Source organism: Cupriavidus basilensis (assembly GCF_008801925.2).
Classification (GTDB): domain Bacteria; phylum Pseudomonadota; class Gammaproteobacteria; order Burkholderiales; family Burkholderiaceae; genus Cupriavidus; species Cupriavidus basilensis.
On record NZ_CP062803.1, the window covers coordinates 783,283 to 803,199 of the forward strand.

The following is a 19,917-nucleotide window of genomic DNA, read 5'->3' on the forward strand; positions in this document are numbered from 1 at the left end:
CGCTCAACTGACAACCGAATTCCCTGATAGCCGATGAACCGACCAACCGACCAACCGACCAACCGACCATCCGACTGGTGAAACCATGCCAAACAATGCTGTAGGCGCAGTCCCCGAATTCGACTTCGTGCTGTTCGGCGGCACCGGCGACCTGGCCACACGCAAGCTGCTGCCGGCGCTGTTCGATGCGCACTGCGTGGGCTCGCTGCACCCGCGCGGGCGCATTCTCGCACTCGGCAGCCAGCCGCTCGGCCAGGACGCCTACCTGGCCATGCTGGAGTCCAAGGTGCGTCCGGCGCTGCCGGCCGCCGCGGCGGCCGAAGTCTGGCAGGCCTTTGTCGCGCGCATCCTCTACCTGCAGGTGGACGCCAACGCGCCGGAGGGCTTCGATGCACTCGCCGAGCTGGTCCGTGCCCGCGCCGCGCCGGTGGTGGTGTTCTACCTGGCCACCGGCCCGCAGCTGTTCGTGCCGATCTGCGAGCAACTGGCGCGCACCGGCCTGAACCACGCGGGCGTGCGCATCGTGCTGGAAAAGCCGCTGGGCCACGATCTGGCCTCGTCCGATGCGATCAACTCCGCGGTGGCGCAACACTTCGCCGAAGACCAGATCTACCGCATCGACCACTACCTGGGCAAGGAGTCGGTGCAGAACCTGATGGCGATGCGCTTTGGCAATGTCCTGTTCGAACCGCTGTGGCGGCGCGAATGGGTGCGCGACGTGCAGATCACCATCGCCGAGGAAATCGGCGTGGAAAAGCGCGGCGCATTCTACGACGGCATCGGCGCGCTGCGCGACATGGTGCAGAACCACCTGCTGCAACTGCTGTGCATGGTGGCGATGGAGCCACCGGCCAGCTTGTCGGAGGACGCGATCCGCGACGAGAAGCTGAAGATCCTCAAGGCGCTCAAGCCCATCGCGTTGAACGAGGTCGCCGAGAAGGTGGTGCGCGGGCAATACTGCCGTGGCGCCGCGGCCGGCGACGCCGTGCCGGGCTATGTGAACGAGCCGGCCGTCGCGCCCGACAGCCAGACCGAGACCTTCGTCGCGATCAAGGCGGAGGTTGCCAACTGGCGCTGGGCCGGCGTGCCGTTCTACCTGCGCACCGGCAAGCGCATGCAGTCGCGCCTGGCCGAGATCGTGATCCAGTTCCGCGACGTGCCGTACTCGCTGTTCCCGCGTCCGCTGGACCACGAGCCCGGCAACCGGCTGGTGATCACGCTGCAGCCGGAGGAAAGCATCCGCCTGCATTTCCTGGTCAAGCATCCCGGCGACACGCAGGCGCTGCAGCCCGCCACGCTGGACCTGCAACGCATGCTGCCGCGCGGCCAGGGCAATCGCAATGAGCGCAAGACCGGCGCTTACGAGCGGCTGCTGCTGGACGTGATCCGCGGGCGGCTCGGGCTGTTCGTGCGGCGCGACGAGCAGGCGCAGGCCTGGCGCTGGGTCGCGCCGATCCAGCAGGCCTGGGCGCAGAGCAATCTCGCGCCCAAGCTCTACACCGCCGGCACCTGGGGGCCGGCGGCGTCGAGCGCGCTGCCCTCGCGCGATGGCGCGGTGTGGCATGAAGAGCTGTGAGACGCGTTGTGAAGCCAGTCTGAAGTACAGGAGTTGATTCGATGTCCACGATGTTCCCGGTGCCCTCGATGTCCCCGATGTCCCCGATGTCCCCTATGTCCCCGATGTCCCCGATATCCCCGATATCCGAAGGACCTCGTTCCCTGCCGACCTGGCAGCGGCTGCAAGCGCATGCGCAAACCATTCGCCATGCCCACCTGCGCGACTGGTTCGACGGCCAGCAGGGCGAAGCCCGTGGCGCCGGCTTCGTGGCCGAGGCGGCTGGCCTGACGCTGGACTACGCCAAGAACCGTGTCACCGACACCACCATGGCGCTGCTCTTCGCGCTGGCCGACGAGGCCGGCGTGAGCGCGCGGCGCGATGCCATGTACCGCGGCGAAGCCGTCAACACCACCGAGCGGCGCGCCGCGCTGCATATGGCGCTGCGCGCGTGGCCGCAGGACGGCTTTCACGCGCAGGGCGTGGCGGTGGCCGGCGACGTGGCTGCGGTGCTCTCCCAGATGGAGCGTTTTGCCGACGCGGTGCGCGGCGGCACGTGGCGCGGCTGGAATGGCCGCCGGATCACCGACGTGATCAATATCGGCATCGGCGGCTCGGACCTCGGCCCGCGCATGGTCTGCCGCGCGCTCGCGCACCTGGACACCGAAGGGCCGCGCCTGCATTTTGTCGCCAACGTGGATGGCAGCGATCTTGCCGCCGTGCTCGCTCGGCTGGACGCCGCCAGCACGCTGGTGGTGGTTTGCTCCAAGACCTTCACCACGCTGGAAACCATGGCCAACGCGCACACCGCGCGCACCTGGTTCCTGCGCCACGGCGTGCCGCAGGCGCAGTTGGCCAGCCACTTCGTCGCGGTCTCCACCAACCGGCAAGCGGTGGCCGCGTTCGGCATCGACCCCGCCAATATGTTCCCGTTCTGGGACTGGGTGGGCGGGCGCTTCTCGCTGTGGTCCGCGGTGGGGTTGTCCATTGCGCTGGCTGTTGGCTTTGCGCGCTTTCGCCAGTTGCTCGACGGCGCCCGCGCCATGGACCGGCATTTCGCCGAGGCCGACGCGCCGCAAAACATGCCGATGATCCTCGGCCTGCTCGACGTGTGGTATCGCAGCTTCCTGGGCACCGGCAGCCGCTGCGTGGCGCCGTACTGCGAGCCGCTTGAGCTGCTGCCAGCCTTTTTGCAGCAGCTCGAGATGGAGAGCAACGGCAAGTCCGTGCAGCTCGATGGTGCCGCCGCCGCGCAAGGCACCGCGCCGGTGGTGTGGGGCACCACGGGCACCAATGGACAGCACGCCTACTTCCAGATGGTGCACCAGGGCTCGCACTGGATGCCGGTGGATTTCATCGCCGCGCTGGAGCCGGTGCACCCGATGCCGGGCCACCACGGCAAGCTGCTCGCCAACTGCTTTGCGCAAGGCGAGGCGTTGCTGCGCGGGCGCACCGCGCAAGAGGTCAGGGCGCTCGGCGTGCAGGACGAAGCGCTGGTGCCGCACATGGTGTTCGAGGGCAACCGCCCCAGCAACACGCTGTTGCTGCAGCGGCTCGATCCGTATCATCTGGGCGCATTGATCGCGCTCTCGGAGCACCGCACCTTCGTGCAGGGCGTGCTGTGGAATATCAACTCGTTCGACCAGTGGGGCGTGGAACTCGGCAAGCAGCTTGCCGCGCCGATCGCCTGCGAGCTCGACGGCGGGCCGGCCCGCCCGCATGATGCTTCCACCGCCGGCCTGATCCGGCGCGCATTGGCCGCGGCATCGGCCTGGCAAGGCTGACGCGCGGCAGCGTACGCGCTGGGAAACACGAGAAAGAGGATGCAATGACAACGACATCATGGCCAGCCTACGTCGTCTTTGGCGAGGCATTGACCGATATGGTCCACCAGGGCGGGCAGGGCTGGCTCGGCCTGCCCGGCGGCTCGTGCTGGAACGTGGCCCGCGTGGGCGCGCGGCTGGGCGTGCCCACCGCCTTTGCCGGTGCGATCAGCGCCGACACGCTGGGCGACCAGCTAGCCGAGGCCAGTGCCGAGGCCGGCCTGGACCTGCGCTTCCTGCAGCGCGTGGAGCGCTCGCCGTTGCTGGCGTTTGTCGGCGCGCAGCACCCGCCGCAGTACTTCTTCGTCGGCGACGACAGCGCCGATCTCTACTTCGATCCCGAGCGCTTGCCGCCGGGCTGGCGCCAGGCCGCGCGCACCGTGCACTTCGGCTCGCTCAGCCTCGCGCGCCAGCCGCTCGCCGCGCGCCTGTGCACGGAAGCCACACAGGCCAGGGCCGCAGGCAAGCGCATCGCCTTCGATCCCAACTTCCGCACGCCCATGCGCGCGCCGGCGTATCAGGCCGTCTTTGCGCATATGGCTGGCCTGGCGGACTACATCAAGGTATCGGACGAAGACCTGCGCGGCCTGTACCCCGCGCTGGACGAACACGCCGCGCTCGCCGCGCTCAGGGCGCTGGCGCCGCAGGCGCGCGTGCTGCTGACGCGCGGCGCGGATGGCATGACGCTGTTTCATGGCGATGGTGCTTGTGAGCAGCCGGTTTTCGCCGTCGACGTGGTGGATACCGTTGGCTGCGGCGACGCTGCAATGGGCGGATGGATGGCGGGATTGCTGCTGGACCCCGAGGCGACGCTGGCGCGGCAGGCGCGATGGGCTGCCGCTGCCGCGGCGGTGGCGGCCACGCGTGCAGGGGCGTATTCGCCGACGGTGGCCGAGGTGAGGGTGCTGCTGGGCGAGGCGGTGGTTCTGGCCTGATAAAACAGGATCTGCCTTGTCGTGCTCTCGGCTGTCTCTCCCTCTCCCCATGAGGGGAGAGGGAGAGACAGCCGTCGTCATGGCGCGCGGCGTTGGCCTGCTCGCCGGCTTCGGCTAGTGCCGCGGGTTTGACACCGAGATCACTGCTCCAGCTTGATGTTCTGCACCTTCACCAGCGTCTTCATCTTCTCGAATTCCTTCTTGATCTCCGCCGCATGCTCTGCCGGGGTGTTGCCCGAAGGTTCCGCGCCGGCAGTGCGCAGGCGCTGCTGGAAGTCCTTGTCCTGCAGCGCCTTGACCGCTGCTTCGTTCAGCTTCTTGATGACTTCGTCAGGCGTGCCGGCCGGGGCCACCAGGCCGTACCAGGCCGGGTCGTTCGGCTCCTTCAGGCCGAGCTCGCCGAAGGTCGGCACGTTCGGCAGGGAGTCGATGCGCTTGTTCCATGCCACCACGATCGGGCGCAGCTTGCCGGCCTTGATGTAGGGCATCGAGGAGGGCAGGTTGTCGACCATGATCGGCACCTGGCCGGCCAGCACGTCGTTCAGCGCCGGGCCCGCGCCGCGGTAGGGGATATGGACCATGAAGGTCTTGGTCGAGACCTTGAACTGCTCGCCCAGCATGTGGCCGAAGGCGCAGGTGCCGGAGGTCGCGTACGAATACTTGCCCGGATTGGCCTTGAGCACAGCCAGGAACTCCTTGTAGTCCTTGGCCGGGAAGTTCGGGTTGACCGCGATGACGTTGGCCACGTTGGCCAGGTTGGTGACGGGCTTGAAGTCCTTGATCGGGTCGTACGACAGCTTGGGGTTGCAGGCCGGGTTGACCGCCATGGTGGAGACCGTGGAGATGCCGATGGTGTAGCCGTCGGGCGCGGCCTTGGCGATGGCGTCGGCGCCGATCGAGCCGCCCCCGCCGGCGCGGTTTTCCACCACCACGGGCTGGCCCAGGATGCGGCTCATCTGGTCGGCCGCGCCACGGCCCACGATGTCCGTCGTGCCGCCGGGCGCAAACGGGATGATCAGCCGGATCGGCTTGGTCGGGAAGCTTTGCGCCTGCGCCACGGAGGCTGCTGCTGCCAGGCCAAGGGCCAGGACGATTTTGCTGGTTTGCATGAGATTGTGTCTCCCGTCAAAGGACCGGGCGGGGATATCCGCCCAAGGTAAAGAACGCCGGCGACGCTGCCGCGGTGGCGGGGCTTTGAAGCCGGCGGCGTGAGTTCTGGCGGGCGGGCCTGGAGGCCGCCCGGGGGCTAACCGCCCAGGAGCCCGCGCTTGAGATCCCGGTCGACCGGATGGTCGCCAAGGAAGATGCGCAGCACGGCCTGGTAGAAATCTTCGCCCGGGATCGGCTTGCCGCGCGGCGTGCCGTTGATGGCGACCACGGTGCCGCCATCGGGCGAAAAGTCAAAATTGATCACATCGCCCTTGCGGGCGGTGCCCATCTGCTCCATGGTCTGGCGCAGCTGGAACAGGCGCTCGGACAGCCGCTGGAACTGGACCTCGCTGTGGTTTTCGCGGATCCCTTCGTTCAGGGCCTTGATAAAGGCATCGGATGGCACCTCGCGCAGCGGCCGGATCTGCAGGCGCTTGGGGCCGTGGTCGCCCAGCACGACGGTCGCGTTGCGCGCCTTCTCCGGCAGGTAAAGCGCGGCCACATAGCCCTTGATGATGAACATCGAGCGCAGGCCGGTGCCGTTGAGCTGCAGCTCCTTGCCGCCGACCCGGGTGGCGTCGTCGATCCGCATGCCCTCGATTTCGTTGGCGCGCGCGGGCTCCGGCGCCATAGCCAGGGCGGCGCCCACGCAGAGGGTGAGCGCCAGCAGGCTGGCGCGGCGGACGAGCGGTTCGCACGCGAACGGGGTACGACGGGAAAACATAAAGGCTGGACGGTACGACGGAACGTGTCATAGTCCGCGATTTCTGAAACAATACCAATTGGTATCTGCCCTAGGCTGCACTTGGCGTGCGCGGCGGCCATCACAATAACTAGAACGAACCGATGTCTTCTGCTCTCCTGTTGGTGCCGGATTTCAGCCTGATCCTGATCGGCTGGCTGCTGGTGCGCTATTCCCCGTTCGACCGCGCGTTCTGGGCCGGGGTGGAGCGCCTGGTGTATTTCGTGCTCTTCCCCGCGCTGCTGTTGCAGTCCACCAACAGCGCCAGGTTCGATTTTTCCTCCACGTCGGCCATGCTCGGCCTGGCGCTGTTGACCACCGCCTTCGGCATGGTGGGCGGCTATGCCGTCAAATGGGCGATGCGGCTGGCGCCGCTCGATTTCGCTTCCGGCCTGCAGACTGCATTCCGCTTCAATTCCTATATCGGGCTGGCGCTGGCCGCGCGCCTGGGCGGCAGCGAGGGGCTGGCCATGATGGCGGTGATCGTCGGCTGCACGGTGCCGCTGTGCAATGTGGCCGCGGTATGGGCGCTGGCCCGTCACGGCGAGACCCGCCTGTGGCGCGAGCTGGCGCGCAACCCGCTGATCCTCGCCACCGCGGGGGGCTTGCTGACCAACCTGGTGGGCCTGCACCCGCCCGAGGTGGTGGGCATGACGCTGGCCCGGCTGGGTTCCGCGTCCACCGCGCTGGGGCTGATGACGGTCGGCGCGGGCCTGCAGATGAGCGGGGTGACAGGGGCGCTCGGCCCGGTGGCGTGGTGGAGCGGCGTCAAGCTGGTGGCCATGCCCTGCTTTGCCTGGGCGGTGGGGCGCTTGCTGCCGCTGACCGAGCTGCAGTTGCAGATCACGGTGCTGTTTGCCTCGCTGCCGACGGCGTCGAGCGCCTATATCCTGGCCGTGCGCATGGGCGGCAACGGGCCGATGGTGGCGGCGACGATCTCGGTGATGACCGTGGCGGCCATCGTCACCACGCCGTTCTGGCTGTCTCTCGTCAGTTAGCGGGCGCCTGGGCCAGCGCCCAGTCGATATGCTCGCGTACCAGCGGGCTCGCCTCGGCCTGGCGCGCGCCGAGCGCCGCGCGGATGCGCGTGGCCAGCGCCGTGTCGCCGCTGGCCATCGCTGCGCGCAGGCTGTTGCCCAGCCCCACTGCCAGGTTGCGCAGCCAGCGTTCATGGCCGATGCGGCGGATCGGGCTGCCTTCCAGCCGCTGGTTGAATTCCGCCTCCGTCCAGCCGAACAGCTCGGCCATGTCGGGCGCGTCGAAGCCATTGCGCACGTCGAAGTCCGGCAGCGTGGCGCGGTGAGCGAACTTGTTCCACGGGCACGCCAGCTGGCAGTCGTCGCAGCCGTACACGCGGTTGCCCATTGGCGCGCGCAGTGCCTCGGGGATGGCGCCCTTGTGCTCGATGGTCAGGTAGGAGATGCAGCGGCGCGCGTCGATCCGGTAGGGTTCCAGGATGGCCTGGGTCGGGCAGATATCGATGCAGCGGCGGCAGTTGCCGCAGTGGCCGGGTTCCGGCGCATCGGCGGGGAAGGGCACATCGACCAGGATCTCGCCGAGGAAGAACATCGAGCCGCCATCGCGGTCGAGCAGCAGCGTGTGCTTGCCACGCCAGCCCAGCCCGCCCTGCGCGGCCAGCGCCACCTCCATCACCGGCGCCGAGTCGGTGAACACACGATAGCCGAACGGGCCGATGGCGGCTTCGATGCGGCTGGCGAGCTGCTGCAGGCGGTTGCGCAGCACCTTGTGATAATCGCGGCCCCGCGCGTAGAGCGAGACCACGGCGGTGGCGGGGTCGTCGAGCCGGGCAAGTTCATGGGCGCGCCAGTCGTGCGGGAGCGCGGCGGGCAGGTACGGCATGCGCGCCACGATGGCGCGCACCGTGCCGGGCACGAGTTCGGCGGGACGGGCGCGCCGCAAGCCGTGGTTCGCCATATAATCCATGTCGCCGTGGTAGCCCTGCGCCAGCCACGCCAACAATCCTGCTTCAGCCCGGCTCAGATCCACGTCGGCAATGCTGAGCGCATCGAAGCCGAGCTCCGTGCCCCAGGCCCGGATCGAGCCCACCAGCGCCTCCAGCCCGGCGGCGTCCGTGCCTGCATGCACAACGGACGACGCCAGGGGCGGCGCAAGGCCAGGCGCTGCCCCGTGGGCGGCGCTGCTGGCAGGAGGGGGCGAGGCGGTTGGCGTCTGGGCTGCTCGGTCGATCATTCCCGAATTGTACGCAATGCCCCTGCTCCAAGAACGCACACTCAACCTGCCCGACGAAGCGGCCACCGCCCGGCTGGGCGCGGCGCTGGCCGAGGCCGTGCGCAAGCTGCCGCCCCAGACCGTGCACCTGCAGCTCTCGGGTGACCTTGGCGCCGGCAAGACCACGCTGTCGCGCGCCATCCTGCGCGCGCTAGGCCACGCGGGCAAGGTGCGCAGCCCTACCTACACGCTGTGCGAGCCATATTCAGTCACGCGCGCCGATGGCTCGCCGCTGACCGCCTACCACTTTGACCTGTACCGCTTCGCCGATCCGGAGGAGTGGGCCGACGCCGGTTTTCGTGATTGTTTTGCCGAACCGGCCGTGAACCTGGTGGAATGGCCGGAGAAAGCCGGGCGCTTGCTTGGGGAACCGGACCTTCACTTGTTGCTCCAATCGGACAACAGCGACGCCGACGACGCGGCCGAACGCCGTATCGTTACGCTTCGTGCCTATACTCAGACTGGACTTACCCTGCTTTGCGCATGCTGATCAAGCGACTCGCCACCGACCGACCCGACGATATCCAGCTGGCCCGCCGCAAATGGCTGGCGCAGTGCCTCAAGGCCGGCGCCGGCAGCGTGGTGCTCACGCTGGCCGGGCCACAGATCGCCTTTGGCGCCGGCATCGTCGCGGTGCGGGTCTGGCCCGCCGAGGAATACACCCGCGTCACCATCGAATCCGATGAGCCGCTGGCCGCCGTCCACCAGATGATCCACGGCCCCGACCGGCTGGTGGTGGACATCGATGGCCTCGATCTCTCGCCCACCCTGCGCGAGCTGGTGGCCAAGATCACCTCCAACGATCCCTATATCCAGACCGTGCGCGTGGGCCAGAACCGGCCGCGCGTGGTACGGCTGGTGTTCGACCTGAAGGAAAACGTCTCGCCGCAGGTGTTCACGCTGGCGCCGATCGGCAGCTACCGCAACCGCCTGGTGTTTGACCTGTACCCCGTCAATCCGCCGGATCCCTTGTGGACGCTGGTGCGCGACACCGAGGACAAGCAGCGCAGGTTTGCCGCCACGCAGCCCCCGGCCGGCGCGGACGGCGTGTCCGGCGCGCCTGCCTCCGGCGAGGAAGACGCCATCGGCGCACTGGTGCGCAAGTTCGAGGACAAGGGCGCCAACCCGGTGCCGGCCCTGCCACCGATGGCAGCCGTCAAGCCCAGGCCGCCGGCACCTTCCTCACCAGCGGTGCCGTCGGCACCGCCGCTGGCGCAGAACAACCCGCCTGCGGCCCTGCCTGCCAACAACCCGCCGGCGGACCGTTCCTTCAAGATGCGCCGCCTGCTGACCGTCGCGATCGATCCCGGCCATGGTGGCGAGGATCCCGGCGCCACCGGCGCGTCCGGCTCGCGCGAGAAAGACGTGGTGCTGCAGATCGCGCAGCGGCTGCGCGCCAAGATCGACTCCCAGCCCAATATGCGCGCCATGATGACGCGCGACGCGGACTTCTTCGTGCCGCTCAACGTGCGCGTGCAGAAGGCGCGCCGGGTGCAGGCCGACCTGTTCGTGTCCATCCACGCCGATGCCTTCCTCTCGCCGGAAGCCAAGGGTGCCTCGGTGTTCGCCTTGTCCGAGCGCGGCGCGTCCAGCACCGCCGCGCGCTGGATGGCCAACAAGGAGAACGCCTCCGACCTGATCGGCGGCGCCAACATGGGCAACAAGGATGCGCAGGTGGCGCGGGTGCTGCTGGACTTGTCCACGACCGCCCAGATCAACGACAGCTTGCAGGTGGGCAAGGCCGTGCTGGCGGAGATCGGCGGCGTCAACCGGCTGCACAAGGGCAGCGTGGAGCAGGCGGGCTTTGCCGTGCTGAAGGCGCCGGATATCCCGTCGATCCTGGTCGAGACCGCTTTCATCAGCAATCCCGAGGAAGAGCGCAAGCTCAACGACGAGAGCCACCAGGAGCAACTGGCCAACGCCATCCTGCGTGGCATCAAGAACTACTTCGCGCGCAATCCGCCGCTGGCGAAGAATCCGTCGGTGTAAGAGGCGGCGCCTGAAAGCAAAACGGCCGGCAACATCGTTGCCGGCCGTTTTTCGTTTGCCGTGCCGCGCGCCAAGACTCAGGCGCGGGCGGTAGTCCCGTCGGGCAGCGCGTCGCGGCTGGCGTAGCGCGAGGCAATCACCGAGCACACGATCAGCTGCAACTGGTGGTAGACCATCAGCGGCAGCACCAGCAGGCCCAGCGCCGGATGGCCGGCAAACAGGATCTTGGCCATCGGGATGCCGTTAGCCAGGCTCTTCTTGGAGCCGCAGAACACCGCGGTGATCTCATCTTCCACCGAGAAGCCGAGGCGGCGCGCGGTGAAGGTGGTGGTGGCCAGGATCACCACCAGCAGCACGGCGGCGAGCGCCATCACGGCACCGATGGTTTCCCAGCTGTACTTGTGCCACAGGCCGGCGGCGGTGGCGTCGCAGAACGACGAATAGACGATCAGCACGATCACGCCGCGGTCGATCTTGTTGGTGATCTGCTTTTTCTTGGCCAGCCAGCTGCCGATCAGCGGGCGGGCCAGCTGGCCGAGCGCGAACGGCAGCAGCAGTTGCAGCGCCACGCCGGTCAGCGCCTTGCCCAGCGGCATCGAGGCGCCGCTGGCGCTGATCACCAGGCCCATCAGCAGCGGCGTGACGGCCATGCCGATCAGGCCCGAGATGGTGGCATTGAAGATTGCGCCGGGCACGTTGCCGCGCGCCATCGAGGTCATCGCCACGGACGACGACACGGTGGACGGCAGCGCGCACAGGTAGAACACGCCCAGCAGCAGCTCGGCAGGCAGCATGTTGCGCAGGCCGAACATCAACGCCAGCCCGACCACCGGGAAAACGATGTAGGTGAAGCTCTGCACGAAGGCATGCAGGCGCCAGTGGCGCGCGCCGGCCACCAGCTTGTCGCGCGACAGCGCGGCGCCATGCAGGAAGAACACCAGGGCCACGCCCAGGTTGGTGACCATGCCCAGGTGCAGCGGGCCGTCGCCGGCGCCGATTTGCGGGGCCAGCAGCGCAATGCCGATGGCGCTCAGCATGATCAATACGAACCCGTCGATCAGGTCGTAGATTTTCTTGAAGGGTGAGAGGATGGCGGGCATGACAGCAAGGTTGGATAAGGGTTTCGTCTGGTATTGGACGCCACCGAAGCCTAGAATGCAAATTCATTTATCGCATCCATTCATCTCATAAACGCATGAATTACACATTGCGCCAGTTGCGGGTCTTCCTCGCCGTGGTCGCGCATGGCAGTTTCAGCCGTGCCGCGGACGCGGTTGGCCTGACGCAGCCCGCGGTCAGCCGGGGCGTTGCCGAGCTGGAAGAGGCACTTGGCGTGCGCTTGCTCGACCGCACCACGCGGGAGGTGCTGGTGACCGACGCGGGCCAGGCCCTGGCGCCTGCCATCGAGCGCCTGCTTGGCCAGCTGGACGATACGCTGGAAGAAACGCGCCAGCTTGGCGAGCGCTATCGTGGCCGGGTTGTGATTGCCAGTGCACCCACGATTTCCGCGCGGCTGATGCCGCTGTATGTCTCGACCTGCGCGCGCCAGTATCCGGATATCCGCCTCAGCGTGCGCGACAACGTGCAGGCCGATGGCCTCGAGCAGATCCGCGCGGGGGCCGTGGACTTTGGCGTCTTGATCGATCCTTTGGCGCATGAAGGCTTGACCATCGCGCCACTGGCGACCGATCCGTTTTGCTTCGTGTGCCGGCGCGATCACCCGCTGGCCAATGCCGACTCGGTGCCGTGGTCCGCACTGGACGGCATGCCGCTGGTGCTGCTGGATTTCGCCTCGGGCAGCCGGCCCCTGATCGACCGCATTTTCGCCAGCCATGGCGTGGCGCCTAGCGTGGTGCAGGAGCTGGGGCATTCGGCCAGCGTGTTTGGCATGGTCGAGGCCGGCATCGGCGCTTCTGTCCTGCCCTCGTTTTCGCTGCCGCTGCCGGCGGCGTCTCCTCTGGTCTGGCGGCCGCTCACGCCGCGCGAGGAACGGCGCATCGTCATGGTCTGCCGGGAGGACCGTTCCTTGTCGCCTTCGGCCGCCGCCGTGTGGCAGATGGTGCAGAGCCTGCCATTGCCGGCCGAGCCGGCCATGGCGCAATGATGGGCCCCCGCCTGGCTCGGTTGCTTGGCAGCTTACGGGCTTAACCGCGCGTTGCCGTGACCATCACCGCTTCCAGCGCAAAGCTGCCGTCGGCCTTGACGAGGTAGTGGTCGCGTACTTCCGCCGGTGCCAGTTGCCACAGGTGCTGGATGGCGGCTACCGCCACGGGCGGCGTGCGCATGCGCTGCACCCAGGTGGCGAACTCCAGCTCGATGCGCCAGGCCGGCGAAACGCTGGCCGTGAAGCCCGCAGCCTCCAGCATCGCTTTCCACTCGGTAGCGGTGTAGTCACGGATATGCGACGGGTCGCGCAGCAACTCCACCGATTGCAGCCAGGTGTCGGGCAGCGGGTCGTCCGAGCCGGCGATATCGATCAGCACGACCTTGCCGCCCGGCTTGAGCACCCGGTACATCTCCGCCAGCGCCGCCGGCACTTTGCGCCAGTGGTGCGCGCTCATGCGCGAGATCACCGCGTCGAAGCTAGCATCGTCAAAGGGCAGCGATTCCGCGGCGCCCTGGCGGGTGCGGATGTTCGCCAGCCCCTTGTCGCGCGCCGCGCCTTCCACGACCGCCAGCATTTCCGCCGACAGATCGTAAGCCGTCACTTGCGCTGCGACCCCCGCTGCGGCAAAGCTGGCGTGGCCCGCGCCGCAACCCAGGTCGAGCACCTGCGCCGCGGGCAGCGCCGCCAGTTCCTGTGCAAGCTGCTGCAGGTCCGCGCCCTGGGCGTGGACCGCGCTGGTGAGATAGGCGCTGGCGGTGGCGCCGAACTGGGCGGCAACGAGTTCTTGTTGTTGCATATGGCTCTCCTGGCGGCAATGGCCGCTAGTGGGTTCTGGTGACCGGGGACCGGGGGATTGGTGACGGGGGCTTGCCCGCGTAACGGGTTCGACGTACTGTAGCAGCCTGTTTTCCCGGTACAAGTCAGGGTTTTATCCTGGTATAAAACGCACCAGCTTTTGAGTTTTTGAGCTTTTGCCCGGCTACCTGCATTGCCCGCTCAGCCCTCCATGACAGAATACGCGCCCCCCGATCCCGCCAAGCCACATGAACTCACGCGCGAAGCCGTGCTGGGCCGCTTCCTGCGGGCGCACCGCGAGCGCCTGGCCCCGGCCGAAGTTGGCCTGGCACCCGGCCGGCGGCGGCGCACGCCGGGCTTGCGCCGCGAGGAGCTGGCGCAGCTCGCCGGCCTTAGCGCCACCTGGGTGACGTGGCTGGAACAGGGCAGGCCGGTGGCGCTGTCGGCCCGCGCGCTGGCCAGCCTGGCCGGCGCACTGCGGCTGTCGCGCGCGGAACGGGCCTACCTGTTTGAGCTGGCGGGCCGGCGCGACCCTATGCAGGCGCAGGACGAACACGCGCCAGCAGCCGTCCTCGCCAGCGTGGAGGCCATCAACGGCCCAGCCTACCTGCTAGACCGGCAATGGAGCGCGCTAGCTTGGAATGCCGCTGCCGCCGACCTGTTCGTGGGCTGGCTCGATCCCGCCAGCGAAGACCGCAACCTGTTGCGCAGCATGTTTTTGTCGCCGGGTTTGCAGGCCTTGGTGGAGGACTGGCCGCACCGGGCGGCGCGGCTGGTGTCGGAGTTTCGCGCGCACAGCATCCGCCATGCCGACGATCCGCCGATGCGCGCGCTGGTGGAGGGGCTCATTGCCCAGAGCCCGGTGTTCCGGGCCGACTGGCTGTCGCAGGATGTGGAAGAGCGGCAGGGCGGGCGCCGCGGCTTTCAGCATCCATTGCGCGGGCTCTTGCATTTCGAGCAGCTCACGCTGGTGCCGGCCGCCGCGCCGGGCCTGACGCTGGTGATGCTGATGCCGGCGTGAAACCTGCCGGCAACGGCCCGGACGGCATTACTTCGGCTGCATGCGGATGGCGCCGTCGAGCCGGATCACTTCGCCGTTGAGCATGGGGTTGGTGATGATGGAGCCCACCAGCTTCGCGTACTCGGCCGGGCGGCCCAGGCGCGGCGGGAACGGCACCATCTTGCCGAGCGCGTCCTGCACTTCCTGCGGCATGCCCAGCAGCATCGGCGTCTCGAACAGCCCCGGAGCAATCGTCATGCAGCGCACGCCGTCGCGCGACAGGTCGCGCGCGATGGCCAGCGTCATGGCGACCACGCCACCCTTGGAGGCCGCGTAGGCGGCCTGCCCGATCTGGCCGTCGAAGGCCGCCACCGATGCCGTGTTGATGATCACGCCACGCTCGCCTTCTGCGTCGGGCGTGTTCTGCACCATGGCCGCGGCAGCCAGCCGGATCATGTTGAAGGTGCCGATCAGGTTGACGCGGATGGTCTTGTCGCAGGCGTCGAGCGGGTGCGGGCCGTTCTTGCCCACCGTCTTGTTGGCGGTGGCAATGCCGGCGCAATTGACCAGCCCTGCCAGGCGGCCCAGCGCGGTGGCTGCCGCCACGGTGGCTTGCCCGTCGGCCTCGCTGCTGACGTCGCAGCGCACGAACTTCCCGCCCAGTTCGGCGGCCAGCGCGGTGCCGGCAGCTTCGTTAAGGTCGGCGATCACCACCTTGCCGCCCGCGGCGGCCAGCATGCGGGCGCTGCCCTCGCCGAGCCCGGAGGCGCCGCCGGTGACGATAAATACGTTGTCGCGGATTTCCATCGTTGTCTTCCTCGCTTGGATGTGTGGTCTTTTGGTTTTCTGGCGCTGCAGGTACGGCATGTTGGCATAACGTTTACGTAAACGTCAATTCGGCGATGCGATCTCCGCGGATGGCGGCGGCAATAAAAAAGGCGACCCGAGGGTCGCCTTTTCCACCTGCGGCGCCGGAGGCGCGCGGCTTACTTCAGTGCTTCGAACACACGCGAAGTGATGTCTTCCACGCTGCCAACGCCCGCGATCTTGCGGTACTGCGGCGGTGCCACCTTGGCGGTGGCGTCGCCATTGGCGGCCCACTTGGAGTAGTAATCCACCAGCGGGCGGGTCTGTTGGGAGTACACGTCGAGGCGCTTCTTGACGGTCTCTTCCTTGTCGTCGTCGCGCTGGATAAGTGCTTCGCCGGTGATGTCGTCCACGCCGTCCACCTTGGGCGGGTTGTACTTGACGTGGTAGGTGCGGCCCGATGCCACGTGCACGCGGCGCCCGCTCATGCGCTCGATGATGGCATCGAAGGGCACGTCGATTTCCAGCACGTAGTCGATCGCCACGCCGGCTTCCTTCATGGCCTCGGCCTGCGGAATGGTGCGCGGGAAGCCATCGAACAGATAGCCGTCCTTGCAATCGGCCGCCTGCAGGCGGTCCTTGACCAGGCCGATGATGATGTCGTCCGACACCAGGCCACCCGCGTCCATCACCTTCTTGGCGGCCACGCCTAGCGGCGTGCCAGCCTTCACCGCGGCGCGCAGCATGTCGCCGGTGGAGATTTGGGGGATGCCGAACTTCTCGCAGATGAACTGGGCTTGCGTGCCTTTGCCGGCGCCAGGCGCGCCCAACAGGATCAAACGCATTACGGGTCCTCAGAGTTTTGAATCTTGTATGGCAGGGGGAATGGAAGGAGGGTAACGCCGAAACTTGACGCGAGGCTTACCAACGCCGTCGGGACGGCGCGCCTCAGGTCGGAGTCTGGTCTGTTGACGGCCGGCACGCTGACGCCTCTGCCGCTGGCGGCGGGCGGGTACCGATCGGGCTCACTTTTCATCTCCCCACCGAGCCTTGGCCGGACGCCCGGGCGCCCGACGGCTCTGTATCGTCAAGCATTATGCCATGAGGCGGCGCGAAATCGGCTTGCCGCTGCGGTGACATCTGTCATGACTTATGTCGTAGGTCATGCGATGACCGCCGCAGCCGGCGGCCGCGCCAAGTGCGCTCAGGGGCCTTCCTGCGCCATGGCCTGCGCCCACAGCGCACGCACGCGGTCCAGGTCGGCCTGCGTGTCAACGCCCGGCGCGGGCACAGCCGCTGTTTCCAGCACGCCGATGCGCTCGCCATGCCACATCGCGCGCAACTGCTCCAGCGCTTCGGTCTGCTCCACCGGCGACAGCGCCAGCGTGGGAAAGCGCCGCAGGAATCCGGCGCGGTAAGCATACAGGCCAATGTGGCGCAATACCGGCATGGCTGGCAAGGCCACCTGGGCGGTGGCCGCCGCCGCGGCCGGCACGCCGGCCCAGGCGTCGCGGGCCCAGGGGATCGGCGCGCGGGAGAAATACAGCGCGCGGCCGGCGCCGTCGCACACCACTTTCACCACATTGGGGTTGAACACCTCGGCAATTTCGCGGATCGGATGCGCGGCGGTGGCGATGGCGCAATCGGCATGGTGCGCCAGGTGCAGTGCCACCTCGTCGATCAGGCTGGGCTCGATCAGCGGCTCATCGCCCTGCACATTGACCACAATGGCGTCGTCCGGCAGGCCTAGCCATGTCGCCACTTCGGCCAGGCGGTCGGTGCCCGAGGGGTGGTCGGCACGCGTGATCACGGCTTCGATGCCGTGCGCCGCGCAGGCTGCCGCCACTTCGGGCGCGTCGGTGGCGACCACCGTGCGCTGCGCCGACGAGGCATGGGCGCGCTCGGCCACGCGCACGATCATGGGCTTGCCGCCGATATCGGCCAGCGGCTTGTTGGGCAGCCGGGTTGAAGCCAGGCGCGCAGGGATGACGACGGTAAAAGCGGGCAGCGACATGGTGCGAGCCGCTTATTCCGGCGTGACCAGCCGGCCCGGCACGGTCTGGCGTGCCTCATCGGCCAGCATGATGGGAATGCCATCGCGGATCGGATAGGCCAGTTTGTCGACCTGGCAGATCAGTTCCTGGGCGGCGCGGTCATATTCCAGCTTGCTCTTGCACAGCGGGCAGACCAGGATTTCAAGCAGCCGGTTGTCCATCTCGGGTTTCCTTGGTGTGGCCGGCGGCGGTCGCGGCGCCCGGCGCCGTGGGAGCGGCCTGGGCATGCGCGGCGACGGCGCGGCGAATTTTTTCGATCAGGCCCGCGTCGATCACGGGCGTGGTGGGGACGACCCAGATCCGCGGGTCCAGCGGGTCACTGAGGCGCTCGCATTTTACGGCATCCTTCTCGGTGATCAGGATCGCATCGGCCGCCTGCGCGACAGGATCGCCGGCGAACGGGTCTTCGGCGAAGTCGTAGTGGTCCGGCAGGGGCATGGTGTCCGGCGCGAGGCCGGCTGCGCGCAGGCTGGCAAAGAAGCGCTCGGGGTTGCCGATGCCGGCGGCAGCCAGCACCCGCTGCCCGGCAAACGCCGACAACGGCTTGGCCATGGTCGGGTCAGCCAGTTGCCAGGCATCGTCCAGCACCAGGCGCATGCCATAGACATCCGGCTGGTCCGGGCTGGGGCGGAAGTCCGGGTCGTTGATCAGGGTGGCGTCGCGACGGCGCGAGAGCGATTCGCGCAGCGGGCCGGCCGGCAGCAGCAAGCCGTTGCCGCCCATGCGCGAATCGAACATCACGATCTCGAAGTCGCGTTGCAGCTTGTAGTGCTGCAGGCCATCGTCGAGCAGCAGCACGTTGACGCCGGGATGCGAGACCAGCATGGTCTGCGCGCACAGCGCCCGGTCGGGGAAGACCCAGACCGGCACGTCGGTGGCGCGCGCGATCAAGAGCGGCTCGTCACCCACGTCCTTGGCCTGCGAGGTGGGCTTGACCCGGCGCGGATGCTTGAGCTTGACGCCGTAGCCGCGCGAGACCACGCCCGGGCGCAGGCCGGACTCGGCCAGTGCATGGGCCAGCGCGATCACCGCGGGGGTCTTGCCGGTGCCGCCCACGGTGACATTGCCGACCACCACCACCGGCATCGGCAGGCGCGTCGAGCTGTACCAGCCGCGCCGGTATGCCAGGCGCCGCCAGCCGCTGACCAGGCCGAACACCCACGACAGCGGCAGCATCAGCCAGGCGAACCAGCCGCGGCGTTGCCACTGGGCGGTCACGAAGTCGGCAAGGGCGTTGCGGGGAGCGGGCATGGGCGTGGTAGGCAGGGCTGGGCGGTAATGCTGCGTTGAAAAGAACAGGGGTGGGGCCGGGCACGGTAGCTCGGCGCGCCGGCACGATGGCGACATTGCGTCATCGCCTCATTGCCTCATGGCGGGGGAACGCAAGCGAGCTACCCAGTCATTATGGGCACCTTGCGGCGCCCGCCGCAAGGTGCGGCTCGCCGCGGGGGATTGCATCCTCCGCGCCGGGCCGCTCAGCGCGCCTGCGAGCTCTGCGTGGCGAAGGTCAGGCGGGGCAGGCCGGCCAGGCGGGCGGCTTCCATGACGTTGATCACGGACTGGTGCGTGGCCTGTGCGTCCGCATTGACGATCAGCACGGGCGGCTGGCCATCGGCCGGGCCGGCTACTTCGCGCAGGCGCTGGGCCAGGCTGGTCACGTCCTGCTGGTCCATGACCTGCTTGTTGATCGAATAGACACCCTTGGCGGATACGGATACCACGATCTCGCCGGGGCGCTGCTGCGCCTTTTCGGCGTCGGCGGTCGGCAGCTGGATCTGCAGCTCGGTATAGCGCGAGTACGTGGTCGTGATCATCAGGAAGATCAGGATCACGAGCAGGACGTCGATCAACGGGATGAGGTTGATCTCCGGTTCTTCACGCCGCTGGCGGGATCGGAAGTGCATGGCGTATCAGGCGCGGCGCTGCGGCAGGATGGCGTCCAGGAAGGCGGTGGCGCGGAATTCCAGCTCGGCCACGTAGTCGTCCACGCGCCGGCGGAAGTAGCGCCAGAAGATCAGTGCCGGAATCGCGATGATCAGGCCGAAGGCGGTGTTATAGAGCGCCACCGAGATGCCATGTGCCAGCTGCTCGGGGCTGGCGCCGGCGCCACCCTGGCTGCCGAAGATCTCGATCATGCCGATCACGGTGCCCAGCAGGCCCATCAGCGGCGCCACCGAGGCGATCGTGCCGAGTGCGTTCAGGTAGCGCTCCAGCTCGTGCGCCACGGCGCGCCCGGCTTCCTCGACCACTTCCTTGGCGGCATCGCGGGAGGTATGGGGCTGCAGCACCACATGGCGCAGGCCAGCGGCCAGCACGCGGCCCAGCGGGGAGTTCTGCTCCAGCGTGTTGACCACCTCCGGCGTGGCGCGGCGCTGGTGCGCCACCGACAGGGCTTCGTCGTACAGCTTGGGCGGCAGCACCTTGCTGCGCTTCAGGCTGAGGAAACGCTCGACAATCAGCGCCAGGGCGATGACCGAGGCGAGCAACAAGGGCCAGATCGGCCAGCCGGCAGCTTGAATGATGGAAAACACGTGGAACCCCGAGTCAACGGCTTGTGTGCTCATGCCAGGCGCCGCGGCCGTGCGCGCGCTGGCTATGTTCGAAAATGTTCGAAAAAATCAGGCGCCACTCTAACCCGCAGCACCGGGCGGGGCAAGACGCAGCGTCACGGTGTGTCTGCCGCGCATCGTGCGCGCAAGCCGCCGGAGGCG

The 19,917-nt window shown here is 68.0% G+C and carries 20 protein-coding genes; 8 read left to right on the forward strand and 12 right to left on the reverse strand.

What is annotated here, in order from left to right; translation table 11 throughout:
* The first annotated feature begins 85 nt into the window (after nucleotides 1-85).
* The 3 genes from zwf (at nucleotide 86) to F7R26_RS03540 (ending at nucleotide 4,313) form a co-directional block, all read left to right on the forward strand.
* Complete coding sequence (gene zwf / locus F7R26_RS03530; RefSeq protein WP_150988798.1) at nucleotides 86-1,576, forward strand: glucose-6-phosphate dehydrogenase; 1,491 nt, start codon at nucleotides 86-88, stop codon at nucleotides 1,574-1,576.
* A gap of 104 nt (nucleotides 1,577-1,680) precedes the next feature.
* Nucleotides 1,681-3,339, forward strand: coding sequence for a glucose-6-phosphate isomerase (gene pgi, locus F7R26_RS03535; RefSeq protein ID WP_150988833.1), 1,659 nt, complete (start codon nucleotides 1,681-1,683; stop codon nucleotides 3,337-3,339).
* A 44-nt stretch (nucleotides 3,340-3,383) separates the two neighbouring features.
* Nucleotides 3,384-4,313: a carbohydrate kinase family protein gene (locus F7R26_RS03540; protein ID WP_150988794.1), complete on the forward strand. Its 930-nt coding sequence runs from the start codon at nucleotides 3,384-3,386 to the stop codon at nucleotides 4,311-4,313.
* Nucleotides 4,314-4,453: 140 nt separating this feature from the next.
* On the opposite strand, the gene F7R26_RS03545 is transcribed toward F7R26_RS03540, so the two are convergent.
* Both F7R26_RS03545 and F7R26_RS03550 read right to left on the reverse strand, forming a co-directional pair.
* Nucleotides 4,454-5,422, reverse strand: a complete 969-nt coding sequence (locus F7R26_RS03545; RefSeq protein WP_150988791.1) for a tripartite tricarboxylate transporter substrate binding protein BugE — start codon at nucleotides 5,420-5,422, stop codon at nucleotides 4,454-4,456.
* 137 nt (nucleotides 5,423-5,559) lie between these two features.
* The gene (locus tag F7R26_RS03550; protein WP_373887627.1) at nucleotides 5,560-6,186 is read right to left on the reverse strand and encodes a chalcone isomerase family protein; all 627 of its coding nucleotides are present in this window, start codon (nucleotides 6,184-6,186) and stop codon (nucleotides 5,560-5,562) included.
* Between the two features lie 122 nt (nucleotides 6,187-6,308).
* Between F7R26_RS03550 and F7R26_RS03555 the strand changes: the two genes are divergently transcribed.
* Nucleotides 6,309-7,202, forward strand: coding sequence for an AEC family transporter (locus tag F7R26_RS03555; protein ID WP_150988788.1), 894 nt, complete (start codon nucleotides 6,309-6,311; stop codon nucleotides 7,200-7,202).
* Here F7R26_RS03555 and queG read toward each other — a convergent pair.
* Nucleotides 7,195-8,415, reverse strand: a complete 1,221-nt coding sequence (gene queG, locus F7R26_RS03560) for a tRNA epoxyqueuosine(34) reductase QueG (RefSeq protein WP_150988785.1) — start codon at nucleotides 8,413-8,415, stop codon at nucleotides 7,195-7,197. The genes F7R26_RS03555 and queG overlap by 8 nt on opposite strands.
* A 16-nt stretch (nucleotides 8,416-8,431) precedes the next feature.
* On the opposite strand from queG, the gene tsaE reads away from it, so the two are divergent.
* The gene (gene tsaE / locus F7R26_RS03565) at nucleotides 8,432-8,944 is read left to right on the forward strand and encodes a tRNA (adenosine(37)-N6)-threonylcarbamoyltransferase complex ATPase subunit type 1 TsaE (RefSeq protein ID WP_150988782.1); all 513 of its coding nucleotides are present in this window, start codon (nucleotides 8,432-8,434) and stop codon (nucleotides 8,942-8,944) included.
* A complete protein-coding gene (locus F7R26_RS03570; RefSeq protein ID WP_150988779.1) occupies nucleotides 8,938-10,443 on the forward strand; it encodes an N-acetylmuramoyl-L-alanine amidase in 1,506 nt (501 codons plus the stop codon). The genes tsaE and F7R26_RS03570 overlap by 7 nt, the downstream gene beginning before the upstream one ends.
* A 77-nt stretch (nucleotides 10,444-10,520) precedes the next feature.
* Here the strand turns inward: F7R26_RS03570 and F7R26_RS03575 are convergent, their stop codons facing one another.
* Nucleotides 10,521-11,543 carry a bile acid:sodium symporter family protein gene (locus F7R26_RS03575; RefSeq protein ID WP_150988776.1) on the reverse strand — a complete coding sequence of 341 codons (1,023 nt, stop codon included), beginning with the start codon at nucleotides 11,541-11,543 and terminating at the stop codon, nucleotides 10,521-10,523.
* A 95-nt stretch (nucleotides 11,544-11,638) separates the two neighbouring features.
* On the opposite strand from F7R26_RS03575, the gene F7R26_RS03580 reads away from it, so the two are divergent.
* A complete protein-coding gene (locus F7R26_RS03580) occupies nucleotides 11,639-12,547 on the forward strand; it encodes a LysR family transcriptional regulator (RefSeq protein ID WP_150988773.1) in 909 nt (302 codons plus the stop codon).
* 40 nt (nucleotides 12,548-12,587) lie between these two features.
* On the opposite strand, the gene F7R26_RS03585 is transcribed toward F7R26_RS03580, so the two are convergent.
* Nucleotides 12,588-13,346, reverse strand: coding sequence for a class I SAM-dependent methyltransferase (locus F7R26_RS03585; RefSeq protein WP_150988770.1), 759 nt, complete (start codon nucleotides 13,344-13,346; stop codon nucleotides 12,588-12,590).
* Nucleotides 13,347-13,556: 210 nt separating this feature from the next.
* On the opposite strand from F7R26_RS03585, the gene F7R26_RS03590 reads away from it, so the two are divergent.
* Nucleotides 13,557-14,366 carry a helix-turn-helix transcriptional regulator gene (locus F7R26_RS03590; protein ID WP_150988767.1) on the forward strand — a complete coding sequence of 270 codons (810 nt, stop codon included), beginning with the start codon at nucleotides 13,557-13,559 and terminating at the stop codon, nucleotides 14,364-14,366.
* 27 nt (nucleotides 14,367-14,393) lie between these two features.
* On the opposite strand, the gene F7R26_RS03595 is transcribed toward F7R26_RS03590, so the two are convergent.
* The 7 genes from F7R26_RS03595 to F7R26_RS03625 form a co-directional block, all read right to left on the reverse strand.
* Complete coding sequence (locus F7R26_RS03595) at nucleotides 14,394-15,152, reverse strand: 3-hydroxyacyl-CoA dehydrogenase (RefSeq protein WP_150988764.1); 759 nt, start codon at nucleotides 15,150-15,152, stop codon at nucleotides 14,394-14,396.
* Between the two features lie 179 nt (nucleotides 15,153-15,331).
* The gene (gene adk, locus F7R26_RS03600) at nucleotides 15,332-15,997 is read right to left on the reverse strand and encodes an adenylate kinase (protein ID WP_150988761.1); all 666 of its coding nucleotides are present in this window, start codon (nucleotides 15,995-15,997) and stop codon (nucleotides 15,332-15,334) included.
* Nucleotides 15,998-16,356: 359 nt separating this feature from the next.
* Complete coding sequence (gene kdsB / locus F7R26_RS03605) at nucleotides 16,357-17,166, reverse strand: 3-deoxy-manno-octulosonate cytidylyltransferase (protein WP_150988758.1); 810 nt, start codon at nucleotides 17,164-17,166, stop codon at nucleotides 16,357-16,359.
* A 12-nt stretch (nucleotides 17,167-17,178) separates the two neighbouring features.
* Complete coding sequence (locus F7R26_RS03610; RefSeq protein WP_150988755.1) at nucleotides 17,179-17,367, reverse strand: Trm112 family protein; 189 nt, start codon at nucleotides 17,365-17,367, stop codon at nucleotides 17,179-17,181.
* Nucleotides 17,348-18,457, reverse strand: coding sequence for a tetraacyldisaccharide 4'-kinase (gene lpxK / locus F7R26_RS03615; RefSeq protein WP_150988752.1), 1,110 nt, complete (start codon nucleotides 18,455-18,457; stop codon nucleotides 17,348-17,350). Before lpxK ends, F7R26_RS03610 begins: the two co-directional genes overlap by 20 nt.
* A 224-nt stretch (nucleotides 18,458-18,681) precedes the next feature.
* Nucleotides 18,682-19,110 (reverse strand): ExbD/TolR family protein, encoded by a 429-nt coding sequence (locus F7R26_RS03620; protein ID WP_043344052.1) that lies wholly within the window; start codon nucleotides 19,108-19,110, stop codon nucleotides 18,682-18,684.
* Nucleotides 19,111-19,116: 6 nt separating this feature from the next.
* Nucleotides 19,117-19,737, reverse strand: coding sequence for a MotA/TolQ/ExbB proton channel family protein (locus F7R26_RS03625; RefSeq protein ID WP_006157938.1), 621 nt, complete (start codon nucleotides 19,735-19,737; stop codon nucleotides 19,117-19,119).
* Nucleotides 19,738-19,917 lie beyond the last annotated feature (180 nt).

Bases quoted from the DNA above. Each gene is read 5' to 3' on its own strand.
- zwf (WP_150988798.1), top strand. From the start codon at position 86: ATGCCAAACAATGCTGTAGGCGCAGTCCCCGAATTCGACTTCGTGCTG.
- pgi (WP_150988833.1), top strand. From the start codon at position 1,681: ATGTCCCCGATATCCCCGATATCCGAAGGACCTCGTTCCCTGCCGACC.
- F7R26_RS03540 (WP_150988794.1), top strand. From the start codon at position 3,384: ATGACAACGACATCATGGCCAGCCTACGTCGTCTTTGGCGAGGCATTG.
- F7R26_RS03545 (WP_150988791.1), bottom strand. From the start codon at position 5,422: ATGCAAACCAGCAAAATCGTCCTGGCCCTTGGCCTGGCAGCAGCAGCC.
- F7R26_RS03550 (WP_373887627.1), bottom strand. From the start codon at position 6,186: ATGTTTTCCCGTCGTACCCCGTTCGCGTGCGAACCGCTCGTCCGCCGC.
- F7R26_RS03555 (WP_150988788.1), top strand. From the start codon at position 6,309: ATGTCTTCTGCTCTCCTGTTGGTGCCGGATTTCAGCCTGATCCTGATC.
- queG (WP_150988785.1), bottom strand. From the start codon at position 8,415: ATGATCGACCGAGCAGCCCAGACGCCAACCGCCTCGCCCCCTCCTGCC.
- tsaE (WP_150988782.1), top strand. From the start codon at position 8,432: ATGCCCCTGCTCCAAGAACGCACACTCAACCTGCCCGACGAAGCGGCC.
- F7R26_RS03570 (WP_150988779.1), top strand. From the start codon at position 8,938: ATGCTGATCAAGCGACTCGCCACCGACCGACCCGACGATATCCAGCTG.
- F7R26_RS03575 (WP_150988776.1), bottom strand. From the start codon at position 11,543: ATGCCCGCCATCCTCTCACCCTTCAAGAAAATCTACGACCTGATCGAC.
- F7R26_RS03580 (WP_150988773.1), top strand. From the start codon at position 11,639: ATGAATTACACATTGCGCCAGTTGCGGGTCTTCCTCGCCGTGGTCGCG.
- F7R26_RS03585 (WP_150988770.1), bottom strand. From the start codon at position 13,346: ATGCAACAACAAGAACTCGTTGCCGCCCAGTTCGGCGCCACCGCCAGC.
- F7R26_RS03590 (WP_150988767.1), top strand. From the start codon at position 13,557: ATGACAGAATACGCGCCCCCCGATCCCGCCAAGCCACATGAACTCACG.
- F7R26_RS03595 (WP_150988764.1), bottom strand. From the start codon at position 15,152: ATGGAAATCCGCGACAACGTATTTATCGTCACCGGCGGCGCCTCCGGG.
- adk (WP_150988761.1), bottom strand. From the start codon at position 15,997: ATGCGTTTGATCCTGTTGGGCGCGCCTGGCGCCGGCAAAGGCACGCAA.
- kdsB (WP_150988758.1), bottom strand. From the start codon at position 17,166: ATGTCGCTGCCCGCTTTTACCGTCGTCATCCCTGCGCGCCTGGCTTCA.
- F7R26_RS03610 (WP_150988755.1), bottom strand. From the start codon at position 17,367: ATGGACAACCGGCTGCTTGAAATCCTGGTCTGCCCGCTGTGCAAGAGC.
- lpxK (WP_150988752.1), bottom strand. From the start codon at position 18,457: ATGCCCGCTCCCCGCAACGCCCTTGCCGACTTCGTGACCGCCCAGTGG.
- F7R26_RS03620 (WP_043344052.1), bottom strand. From the start codon at position 19,110: ATGCACTTCCGATCCCGCCAGCGGCGTGAAGAACCGGAGATCAACCTC.